Here is a 10963-nt window from a genome sequence, read left to right as displayed (position 1 = left end):
GCCGGGGCGAGATCCGCAGGGGTGGGATCCGAGGGGTGCGGCATCCGGTGGTCGGTGACCGGCTGTGGCTGTGGCGGTGTGCCGTTCCTGCCCGGGGGCCGGCCGTGCGGCGGGTGGGAGTCCCTCGTCGAGCGGCTGCGCCGCCACTGCCCCGGCCGAACTGGTGCGGGGCGCCGCCGGGTTGGAGTGCGTCCAGCCGGGGCGAGATCCGCAGGGGTGGGATCCGAGGGGTGCGGCATCCGGTGGTCGGTGACCGGCTGTGGCTGTGGCGGTGTGCCGTTCCTGCCCGGGGCCGGCCGTGCGGCGGGTGGGAGTCCCTCGTCGAGCGGCTGCGCCGCCACTGCCCCGGCCGAACTGGCGCTGGGTGCCTGCGGGTTGGAGCATGGCAGCAGGGGTGGGAGCCCGTGGGCGGGCCTCGGGTGATCGGCGGGTGACCCGGCGCTGGGCCGTGGCGGTGTGCCTTCCCGGCCGGGGCGTGGGCCGGCGGCCGTCTGCTCCGTCACCGGCGTGCCCACCGTCGAGCAGAGGGGGCGCCACTGCTTCGGTCCGACCGTCGTGTCGGCGGGCCGGCGGTCGGTCAACCGCCTTGTGGTGGGGCCGGGTCGTGGTCGGATTCGGTGTCGGGGGGCTCGGGGTCGCACGCCGGACAGCGTCCGCGTTCGCGGACCTTGCCGCACTCCTCGCAGACCAGGTTCAGCCAGCAGGCGGGCTCGCCGCCCCCGCTCTCGACGTGTTCCATGCGGTCCAGTCTGCCGCAGTCCCACCGCGCGTGCGGCGACGGTGAGTTGGGAGTTTGCCACGGTGCGCGTCCGGGGCCTACGGTCGCTCCGTGAACGATCATCGGTACGGCCGGGGGGCGTGCGCGTGAACGGTGGGGCCGGGGCGGAGTACCGCGGTGAGGCGGCGCCCGGTAGTTGGACGGATCGGTTCCTCGGGCTGCCCGGGGGAGTCAAGGCCGGGCTGGTGGCGGGCGCGCTGGTGGTGCTGCTCGGCTGGGCGATCGGCCTGCACGCGGTGGTGAGCCCGGAGCGGGAGGCGATCCCGCTGCCCGACACGGTGGAGGGCGCGCAGCGGACGCACGCCGGCACGCCGGGGCGGAACCCCGGGTTCGACGACGGCGCCGCCGAGCGGTTCGGGATGGTGTGGACGAAGGCCGCCGCCTACTCGACCGACCCGGGCGGCCGCACCGGACAGCGGCGGGACGTCGACTGGCTCGTCCAAGTGGGTCGGAGGAACGGCGACTTCGAAGCCCGGACGGCCGCCGGCGTGGCGGACGGCACGCTCACCCGGATGCCGACCACGACCCTGGGCGGCGCCATGTACTGCACCGCGGACTACGGCAGGGAGGCCGCGTGCGTGTGGGCGAACGGCGCGACGGCCGTGCTGGTGGTCGAGTACGACTCCGACGCCCTGGAGGCCCGGGCCGCGGAGATCACCGGCGTGCTGGAGCGCACCGTCCAGCACCGCGAGAAGTGACAGCGGGCACCGGCCCGCCCGGCGTTACCCAATCTTGATCTTCGCGGCGCGACGAACGGCCCGGGGTGCGGCGTGTATGGAGAACGTCGACGAACACTTTCCATCCGGGGGACCACATGACCGAGGGGCTCGGCTTCGACGAGTTCGCGGCCAGTCGGGCACGCCGCCTGTTCCAGCTCGCCTACCTGATGTGCGGGGACTGGCACCAGGCGCAGGACCTCGTGCAGACCGCACTGTCCAAGATGTACCCGGTCTGGGGCAGGCTGCGGCGGTCCGACGGCGACGCCGGCGTCGACGCGTACGCCCGGAAGGTGCTGCTGCGCTGCTACCTGTCGCACCGTCGGCTGCGCCGGTCCAGCGAACTCGCGGTCGCCGAGTTCCCCGAGGAGCCGGCCGTCGGCGCCCGCGAGGGCAGCTCCGCCGCGCTGCGGATCACCCTGGTCGCCGCACTGCGCCAACTGCCGCCCCGCAACCGGGCCGCCGTGGTGCTGCGCTACCTGGAGGACTACAGCCTGGAGGAGACCGCCGAGGCGATGGGCATCACCATCAGTGCCGTGAAGAGCCTCAACTCCCGTTCGATGACCCGCCTGCGCGCCATCCTCGGCCCGGACCGCGCCCTGCTGCTCCAGGACTGACCCGCCGCCGCCCGGGATCGGCCCGCCGCCCGACGCCGCGCCACCGTCCGACGCCGCCCGCCGTCCGACCTCGGCCCACCGCCCGCACCATCCCCGACACCCGTGACACACCTGCCAGTACGGAAGGCATCGGACATTGGACCTGGACCAGGAGCTCTCCCGCATGATGGAGAGGAGCGTCAAGGAGCTGAGCGTCCCGGTTGCCGTGATCGTCGCCGAGAGCAGCCGCCGGGGACGCCGGCGCCGGCTGGCGCGTCGGCTGCGGACGGCCGCCACCGTGCTGACCGTCGTCGTGCTGGCGGGCGTCGGCGCGAACGCCGGACTGTCCACGCTGGCCGCGCAGGCGCCCAGCGGGAGCACCGGCCCGGCCGGGCCCGGCGCGTCCTCGCTCGCCGCCTCGCCGAGCCCGTCCGCCACCGGCGCGGAGGACGGCGCCGGCCCGCTCCCCTCGCCCTTCTACAGCCCGCTGCTGGACCTGCCGAAGGCCCCGGTGCTCGGCGAACCGGGGCCCAGCAGGTCCCCGAGCGGCGCGATGACGGTCAAGTTCACGCCCAAGCAGGTGTATTTCACGGTCAGCGGCCTGCTGCCGAAGAGCATGCAGTACCTCGAAACCCCCCAGCCGTACCCGCTCCCGCTCCCGTCCGGCACCGTCGGCGTGGCGATGCAGTACGTCGACGGCAGCGGCGAGCCCGCCGCCATCGAGGTGACGATGCGCCACTCCCGACTCCCGTTCCCGAAGGACGGGCGGGCGCCCGAACCGACCGACCTGCCGTTCCAGTGCGAGGAGACCGTCCGGGGCGACGGCACCCACAGCGTCGTGGGCTGTCACTACGGCTTCCTGCCGGACGGCAGCTGGGAGATGGTGGAGAGCAACGACGCGCTGGTGCCCGGCGTGTTCAGCAACCGGGTCAGGCTGTGGCGGCCGGACGGCACGGTGATGGAGTTCACCGAGTTCAGCGGGCTCCGCGACCGCGCCCAGGAGGGCGGGGCGCAGTCGACGCACCTGCGCACCACACCGCCGGTCCCGCTCGACATCTGGCGCGGCGTCGCGGAGAGCACCACCTGGCACTGGTTCTACGCCTGACCGCTCCGACTCGCGCCGACCGCTCCGACCCGCCCCGGCGGGCCCGGATCGCCGGTCTCCCGGTCGGCGACCCCCGCACCGCGTAGGGTTGACGCGTGAGCGAACAGACGCGCAACGTGGTGGGCGATCACGCCCGGCTGGACACCGTGGTGCAGGCGCACCACGTCGGCACCGTGAACGTCCATCAGGCCGCCGCCGTCGTCCACCTCCCGGCCTTCGAACTGCCGCCCGAGCGCGCCCACTTCGTCGACCGGGCCGAGGAGCAGCGCCGGATCGCCGCCCTCGCCGAACCGGCCGCCGATCCGGCCGACGGTCCCGCCGCCGATCCGGTCGGCGGTCCGGCCGCCGACGACCGCGGCAGCCGACCGCGGCTGGTCGCGATCAGCGGACTCGGCGGCATCGGCAAGACCGCCCTGTGCCTGCGCGTCGGCCACCGCCTGGCCGACCGCCACCCCGACGGCGCGCACTACATCGACCTCGACGACTACCGCCGCGACGGCGCGATCGACCCCGCCGAGGTCCTCGCCGACCTGCTGCCCGGCCTCGGCGTCGAACGGGCATGGCTGGGACGGGACTTCCGCTCCCTGGTCCGCCAGTACTGGGCCCGCACCCGCGGCGGCCGCCGGCTCCTGGTGCTCGACAACGCCCGCACCGGCGCCGAGATCCAGCCGCTGCTGCCCGCGTCCGCCGCCGGCCTGGTGCTGGTCACCAGCCACGGCCCGCTGTACGACCTCGGCGACACCGCCCCGCTGGAACTCGCCCTCGCCCCGCTCGGCACCGACCGGACCGCCGAACTGCTGCGCCTGCTCCTCGGCGAGCAGCGCTGGGCCGCCGCCGAACCCGCCGCCGTGCACGCCCTCGCCACCGCCTGCGCCGGACTGCCGAAGGCCGCCGAAGTGGCGGGCGAACTCGCCCGCCGCCTCCCGCACCGCAGCCTCGCCGCGCTCGCCGAACGCCTCACCGCCGAACTCCACCAGCAGGGGAGTGCCCCCGTGGAAGCCGTCTGGGACGCCGCGTACGCCGAACTCTCTCCCAGCGCCGCCCAGTTGTACCGCACCCTTGCGCAGTGCCCGGGCCCGTGCGCCACCGAGCACACCGCCGCCGCGCTGCTCGGCACCGGCCTCACGGCCGCCGAGGACGCCCTCGCCGAACTCGTCACCGCCGGTCTGCTCGACTACCGGGCCGGCGGCTACCGCCGGCACGCCCTGGTCCGCGGTCACGCCCACCGCCGTGCCGAACAGGCCGACCCCACCGGCGTCGAACGCGCCGGGGCGCGGGCCCGCGTGCTGCACTGGCTGCGCCGCCAGGCCGCCCGCGCCGACCTGGCGATCGCCGGCCGCCGGCTCACCGTCGAGCCGGAGGTCCCGGCCCTGCCGGGCGTTCCCGACGCGGACCTCGGCACCGCCAAGTCCGGTGCGCTGCACTGGATGGAGGCCAACCGGCAGGCCCTGTACGGCGCCGTCTCGCTCGCCCACGACGCCGGCCGCGACGACGACGCCGTGGCCCTCGCCGAATCGCTGTGGACGCACTTCCTCGACCACCCCCGGCACGCCGACGCGATCGACGCCTTCACGGCCGCCGTGTCCGCCGCCGACCGCGCCGAGAACCTCCGCGCCCGGGTGCGCACCCGCTGCCTGCTGGCCCGGCCGCTGTGGGAGACCGCCCGGTTCGAGGAGGCCGCCGCCGCCCTCGACCGGGCCCGCGCCCTCGCCGACCTGCTCGGCGAGGACTTCGCGGACCGCCGGCTGGCCGCCTCCGCCGTCGACTTCCGCGGCCAACTCGCCCTGGCCGAAGGCGAATGGTCCGCCGCGCACGGCGACCCCGGCACCGCCGGGGAGTGCTTCGCAGCCGCCCGCGCGGCGTTCGACGCGGCCCGCGCGATCCACCTGGCGATCGGCAACGCGTACGGTGCGGCGCTGCAGACCTACCAGAGCGCGAAGGCGGCCGCCGCCGCGGGCGAACAGACCGCCGCCGCCGATCTGTTCGCGCAGGCGCACGAGGCGTTCGCGGGCCTGGCGGACCGTCGGCGGATGACCGCCCGCGCCCGTCACGGCCTCGGCCGGGCGCTGCTCGGCGGTGGCCGACTCGCCGATGCCGAGGCGCACTTGGCTGCCGCGCTCGCCGACGCCGAGACCCGCCGCTCCAGCTTCGACGAGGCCCGCGTCCGCCTCGACCTCGCCGACCTCGCTGACCGCACCGCCCGGCCTGAGGAAGCCGCCCGTCACCGCGCCCGCGCCGCCGAGCTCCGCGCCGCGCACGGGGCGGAGACCGGAGCGGAAGGCAGCCTGGCGTAGCCCGGCGGGAGTTGGGGGAGGGCCGGGTCAGAGCTCGGCAGCCAGCTCCTCCGGACGGGCCGGGCGGAGCGCCAGGCGGTGGGTGAACGGGCCTGTGGTGCAGGTGAGTTCGCCGGGCGGTTCGGCGCCGGGGTGTGCGCCGAGCCAGGCGTGGACGGCGGACACGGCGACCGTGGGGTCGAGGCGGTGGACGCGCCCGTCCGCGCGGGTCGCGGCGAGGCGGACGGCCAGCGGGCCGTGGCCGCGGTGCAGCAGGACGCAGTGCTCGGGGGAGAGAACGGCGGCGGCCGTCCGGCAGGCGGGGAGTTCGGCGAGGACGTGCGCCGTCCAGCCGTCGACCGTCCAGCGGCCCGAGCCCGCGCGGCGCCAGAGGACGGCGGCGCTCCGGAGCTGGGCGAGGGCGGCCACCGGGTGCTCGGCCGACAGGTGGTGGACCGGCAGGTCGGTGGCGGCCGGGAAGCGCTCCACCCGGACCTGCTGCCCGGCCACCTCGGCGCGCACCGCCAGCGCCGCGGCCTCCGACCGGGGCACCGCCGGAACCGGCAGCGGCTCGGCGGGGACGGCGTGCCGAGGGGGCGTCAGGTCGAGCAGCCGGTACAGCTCGCCGCGCAGCAGGCCCAGCGCCTCCCCGGGCCGCCCGAACGCCTCCGCCGCCGCCCCGGCCCCGGGCGGCGCGGCGGCCCGCTCCGCGGGCCGTAGGTCGAGGGCGCGGACGGTCTCCGGGCCGGTGAAGCGCGGGGCGGCGGCGAGCAGCCGGGCCATCGGCGTGCCGGCGATCAACTCCCGTCCGCCGTCGTACGCGTCGAGCATCGGGCGGCCGAGCGCCGCCGCGTACAGCGCGGTCGAGCCGTGGTCGGTGACCACCGCGTCGGCGGCGACCAGGACGGCCGCCCAGTCCTGGTGCGGGGAGGGCAGCAGCAGGCCGGCCCGGAGCGCCGGGCGGAGCTGCTCCGTCAGGTCGAGGCGGCTGCGCCCGCCGACCTCGTTGGGGTGGACGAGCAGCGCGACCCGGTAGCGGTCCACCGGCAGGCGGTGCACCAACTCGCCCGGCAGGTCCGGGCGTCGGGACAGCAGGCTCTCCGGGCCCCAGGTGGACAGCAGCGCCAGCAGCGTCCGGTCGCCGAGGCCGAGCGCCGCCCGGTAGGTCTCGCGGCGGGCGTCGGACTCCAGTATCCGGTCCAGCGTGGGGTCGCCCACGACGACCGCCCGGGTGGCCGCCGGCGGGCAGAACTCGGCCAGCCGGGACAGCTGTTCGGCGTGGCCGAGGCCGTGCAGGTCGGCCCAGGGCACGCCGTCGGAGAGCAGGAACGCCGGGTCGAGCCCGGACGGCAGCTCGGCCGAACCCTCGTCCCGGAGCGCCTTGTTGAAGCCCGCACCGTGCGGCAGCAGGGCCCGGGCGCGGCCGGACAGGCCCGCCAGGGCGCCCTTGGGACTGGTGGTCAGGATCAGGTCGAAGGGCCGGCCGACGGCCTGCTCGAAGTCGATCACCCGGGCGCCGGAGCGGTCCAGCGCGGCCAGCGCCTCCAGGTCGAAGCGGGAGCCGGGGACCAGGGTGAACCAGCGGGAGATCCGGCCGTCGCCCTCGAACACCGGCAGGATGTCCAGCAGTCGGTGCAGCGCCACCGCCGAGCGGAACGCCAGCAGCACCGAGCGCCGCTGGTCCCCGCCGGTGTCGCGCATGCGCCGATGGTATCCGCGCCGCCGCCCCGGCGTCCGTCGGGACACGGCCGCCGGCGGGCCCGGCTCCGTCGCCCGGACGGCCGGACGGCCGACGGGACGCCGGACGACGGCGGAACGCCGAACGCGCCCGCCGCCCCGCCGGATTGACGGGGCGGCGGGGCGATGGGCGCGGGCGGGGCGGTCAGGAGCCGGCGGCAACCTGGATCGCGGCCTCCACGCCGGAGGCGATCGCGCCGGACACCCAGGCGTGGTAGCGCGGCATGCAGTGGTCGCCGGCGAAGAACAGCCGGTTGTCCACGGGGGTGGCCACGTGCGGGCCGAGGCTGAGCAGTTGGCCGGGCGTCTCGATGACGGCCTCGCCCAGCGCCCAGCGGTTGCGCAGCCAGGACTGCGAGACGTGCCGGTCGGTGACGTAGCGGCGGATCCGCTCGCCGAACAGGCCGGCCAGGTGGTCCAGCGCCTCGGTGTGCCGGTCGGCGGGGGTGAGGGCGTCGAAGCGCAGCGCGTCCTCGGCCCAGTTGTAGGCGGCCAGCACGACGCCGCCGGGTGCGCCGCCGTCGCTGGGGTGGGAGGGGAAGTAGACGAACCGGCCGGCCTCGTCGGAGACGCAGCCGCCGCCGACCGCGCCCACCGCCGGGCCGTGCGGGGCGGGCCGGTAGTCGTCGCCGAGCTTCTCCCGCCAGGCGTCCTCGTCCCACTCCCACCAGCGCTCGGTGAACTCCAGCAGCACCTTGTGCGCGGTGTCGTGCTTGAGTTCGTTGATCGCCCGCCGCTTGCCGTAGGGGAGCAGCGGTTCGAAGTCGACGTGCCGCAGCGCCGCGAACGGCACCGCCAGCACCACCGCGTCGGCCCGGTACTCGGTGCGGGGGCCGCCGATCGCGCCGTCGCAGGCCTCGTCCTCCGGGCCGGTCTCCGGCTCGGCGAAGACCGTCACGCCGCTGTCGTCCGTCCGGACCCGGGTGACGACCTGGCCGCGTTCGATGGCCAGGCCCTGGGAGAGCGCCTCGGTGAGGGCGTCGGTGCCCGCGCTGAACTCGAAGTAGGTGACGGACGGGTTGATGTCGCCGGCGTCGAACACCGAGTGCAGGAAGCCGTAGGACAGCCGGCTGGTCAGGTTCTCCAGGGTGCCGACCGCCTGGATCTGGGCGTCCTTCCAGCCCTCGCTCTCCTCCAGGTAGCGCAGCAGCGAGTAGCCGTCCATGTCGTACAGCAGGTTCGCCATGCCGGTGACCCGCTGCTCGATCGGCTTGTCGGTCCAGGTGCCGTCGTCGTTCTTGACCATGGTGTAGGCGCGGGCGGTGTCCAGTGCCCTGTCGAAGGCCTGCCCGGTGGTCTGGCCGCTGTCCCAGCCGAAGCTCTTGTTGACCGGGCCCGGGTCGGCCGCGTACGCCTTCTTGCTGACGGTCTGTCCGTTGACGTGGACGAAGCGCTCGCCGAGGCCCGCCGGCGCCTTGTACTCGGGGGCGTTGCCGGTGGCGAACTGCTCGCCCGTCCACGAGGTGTAGACCACCCGGGCGTCGTTCGAGACGACGTCCGGCACCGGCGGGACGTCCACCAGGTGGAACGGGCGGCGCGGCACGTTCAGGTGGTCGGCCAGCGCGAGGGTCAGCACGTGGCTTGACGGGAAGCGCATCGCGCCCGCCTCGGCGTGCAGCCGGGAGTCCTGCCAGACGTCGCCGCGGAAGGTCTTCACCCGGCCGCCGACCCGGCTGCGGTTGGCCTCCAGCAGCCGCACGTTGTGGCCGGCCGCCTGGAGCAGCCGGGCGCACACCATGCCGGCCACGCCCGCGCCGACCACCAGCACGTCGCGGGTCGCGGTCTGCCGCAGGCGCTGACGGCCCGTCAGCAGCTTCAGGTACTCCAGCGTCAGGTCGTTGTGGTCGGCGTCGGTCAGCAGGATCCGGCGCGCCATGATCAGCGCCGCCTCCTGCCGCGCCGGGTCCGGCGGCGCAGCGCCCGCCGCGCGAGAAGTACCGGCCCCGGGGCCGGCCAGGGCGGCAGCCGTCACCGCGCCGCCGGAGGCAAAGAGCAGTCCGCGTCGAGAGATCACCGGCCCAGGGTGGCAGCGCCGCACCCCTCGACACGCGAGCTCGGCTCACGAACGACCCGCCCGTCACCCGCCCGGTGGGCACTTGCGGTGAACGGGGGCGCGCACCGCTTCCGAACGCACGCCGGGCGCGGGGCCGGGTCGGCCGGGGCCTATCGTATTCCATAGAAACATGGAGAATCAGGAGAATCCGTGACCAGCACCGCCACCGCCCCGCCGCCCGCCGAACTGGCCGTCGACCCCGCCGTCCAGCGGCACATCCTGCGGACCCTGGTCACCTCCCAGATCCTCAGCGGCGCCGGGCTCGCCGCCGGCATCACCGTCGGCGCGCTGCTCGCCCAGGACATGCTCGGCAGCACCGGACTCGCCGGCCTGCCCAGCGCGCTGTTCACCGCCGGCAGCGCCCTCGCCGCGATCGTGGTCAGCCGATTGTCCGGCACCCGTGGGCGCCGGGCCGGACTCGCCGCCGGCTACGCGACCGGCGCCCTCGGCAGCGTCGGCGTGATCGCCGCCGCCGCGCTCGACAGCCCCGTCCTGCTGTTCCTCGCGCTGTTCGTCTACGGCGCCGGCACCGCCACCAACCTCCAGGCCCGGTACGCCGGAGCGGACCTCGCCGCCCCCGGGCACCGGGCCCGCGCCGTCTCCACCGTGCTGGTCGCCACCACCCTCGGCGGCGTCCTCGGCCCCAACCTGGCCGCGCCCACCGGCGTCCTCGCCCACGCCCTCCACCTGCCGCGCCTGGCCGGGCCGTTCCTGCTGGCCGGACTCGCCTACGCCGCCGCCGCGCTCGTCCTCGCCACCCGGCTGCACCCCGACCCGCTGCTGCTCGCCCGCGCCGCCGCTGCCGCCCCCACGGCCGGGAGCGACCCGCAGCCGACCGACGCCGCGTCAACCGCCCGCACCCGCAACCGCGTCCTGCTCGGCGCCCAGGTGATGGTGGTCACCCAGGTGGTGATGGTCGGCGTGATGACCATGACGCCCGTCCACCTGCACGACGCGGGTCGGGGCACCGCCGCGTCCGGACTCGTCATCGCCCTGCACGTCGCCGCGATGTACCTGCCCTCCCCGCTCACCGGACGGCTGGTCGACCGGCACGGCCCGCTGACCGTCGGCACCGCCGCCGGACTCACCCTGCTCGCCGCCGGCCTGCTCGCCGCCGCTGCCCCCGCCCGCTCCGTCCCGCTGCTCGCCCTCGCGCTCGTCCTGCTCGGCCTCGGCTGGAACTTCGGCCTGGTCGCCGGCACCGCACTCCTCACCGATGCCGTCCCGCTGGACCGCCGCGCCAGGACCCAGGGCAGCGTGGACGTCGCCATCGCGATCGCCGGCGCCACCGGCGGCCTGGCCTCCGGCGTCGTCGCCGACCGGGCCGGCTACTCCGTCCTCGCCCTCGGCGCCGGCCTGCTCGCCCTGCTGGTCCTGCCCGCCCTCGCCACCGCTGCCACCCGGAGCCGGCGGTGACGGCCCCTCAGTGCCCCGGGACGCCCGGACTCACCGTCGACGGCCGCGGACTGCTCTGCGTCGCCCTGCTGCTGCGCCTGCGCGCGGCCGTCGCCGACGCCCCCGCCGACACCCTGGTGCACGTGCTGGCCACCGACCCCGCCGCGCCGCTCGACCTCCCCGCCTGGTGCCACCTCACCGGCCACCGGTACCTCGGCCCGGTCGACGACCAGACCTACGCGCTGCGCCTGGCCGCCGACCCGGCCCCCACCCGCGCCGACGCCCCCTGGCACCGCGCGGACGGCTGACG

9 protein-coding genes are annotated in these 10963 nt (G+C 76.1%); 6 read left to right on the top strand and 3 right to left on the bottom strand.

Going from position 1 to position 10963, the window contains the following annotated elements; translation table 11 throughout:
* Positions 1 to 577 precede the first annotated feature (577 nt).
* Positions 578 to 739, bottom strand: coding sequence for a hypothetical protein (locus tag ACFV1L_RS00970; RefSeq protein WP_380361723.1), 162 nt, complete (start codon positions 737 to 739; stop codon positions 578 to 580).
* Between the two features lie 125 nt (positions 740 to 864).
* Here ACFV1L_RS00970 and ACFV1L_RS00965 point away from each other — a divergent pair, with 125 nt between their 5' ends.
* The 4 genes from ACFV1L_RS00965 (at position 865) to ACFV1L_RS00950 (ending at position 5489) form a co-directional block, all read left to right on the top strand.
* On the top strand, positions 865 to 1476 hold the full coding sequence (locus ACFV1L_RS00965; RefSeq protein WP_380361722.1) for a hypothetical protein: 612 nt from the start codon (positions 865 to 867) through the stop codon (positions 1474 to 1476).
* Positions 1477 to 1592: 116 nt separating this feature from the next.
* The gene (locus ACFV1L_RS00960) at positions 1593 to 2111 is read left to right on the top strand and encodes a SigE family RNA polymerase sigma factor (RefSeq protein ID WP_380361720.1); all 519 of its coding nucleotides are present in this window, start codon (positions 1593 to 1595) and stop codon (positions 2109 to 2111) included.
* Between the two features lie 163 nt (positions 2112 to 2274).
* Positions 2275 to 3195 carry a hypothetical protein gene (locus ACFV1L_RS00955; protein ID WP_380361718.1) on the top strand — a complete coding sequence of 307 codons (921 nt, stop codon included), beginning with the start codon at positions 2275 to 2277 and terminating at the stop codon, positions 3193 to 3195.
* Positions 3196 to 3290: 95 nt separating this feature from the next.
* Positions 3291 to 5489, top strand: a complete 2199-nt coding sequence (locus ACFV1L_RS00950; protein ID WP_380361716.1) for a hypothetical protein — start codon at positions 3291 to 3293, stop codon at positions 5487 to 5489.
* Positions 5490 to 5516: 27 nt separating this feature from the next.
* Here ACFV1L_RS00950 and ACFV1L_RS00945 read toward each other — a convergent pair whose 3' ends face one another.
* Together ACFV1L_RS00945 and ACFV1L_RS00940 are read right to left on the bottom strand one after the other, a co-directional pair.
* Positions 5517 to 7169 (bottom strand): translation initiation factor 2, encoded by a 1653-nt coding sequence (locus ACFV1L_RS00945; RefSeq protein ID WP_380361714.1) that lies wholly within the window; start codon positions 7167 to 7169, stop codon positions 5517 to 5519.
* Positions 7170 to 7350: 181 nt separating this feature from the next.
* Positions 7351 to 9219 (bottom strand): flavin monoamine oxidase family protein, encoded by a 1869-nt coding sequence (locus ACFV1L_RS00940; protein WP_380361712.1) that lies wholly within the window; start codon positions 9217 to 9219, stop codon positions 7351 to 7353.
* Positions 9220 to 9408: 189 nt separating this feature from the next.
* On the opposite strand from ACFV1L_RS00940, the gene ACFV1L_RS00935 reads away from it, so the two are divergent.
* Both ACFV1L_RS00935 and ACFV1L_RS00930 read left to right on the top strand, forming a co-directional pair.
* Positions 9409 to 10674, top strand: a complete 1266-nt coding sequence (locus ACFV1L_RS00935) for an MFS transporter (RefSeq protein ID WP_380361710.1) — start codon at positions 9409 to 9411, stop codon at positions 10672 to 10674.
* Positions 10671 to 10961 carry a sulfurtransferase TusA family protein gene (locus ACFV1L_RS00930; RefSeq protein WP_380361708.1) on the top strand — a complete coding sequence of 97 codons (291 nt, stop codon included), beginning with the start codon at positions 10671 to 10673 and terminating at the stop codon, positions 10959 to 10961. Before ACFV1L_RS00935 ends, ACFV1L_RS00930 begins: the two co-directional genes overlap by 4 nt.
* Positions 10962 to 10963 lie beyond the last annotated feature (2 nt).

Source organism: Kitasatospora sp. NPDC059646 (genome assembly GCF_042734615.1).
GTDB lineage: Bacteria > Actinomycetota > Actinomycetes > Streptomycetales > Streptomycetaceae > Kitasatospora.
Note: the sequence above shows the minus strand (reverse complement) of the source record. Positions and strands in the feature narration are given on the sequence as shown.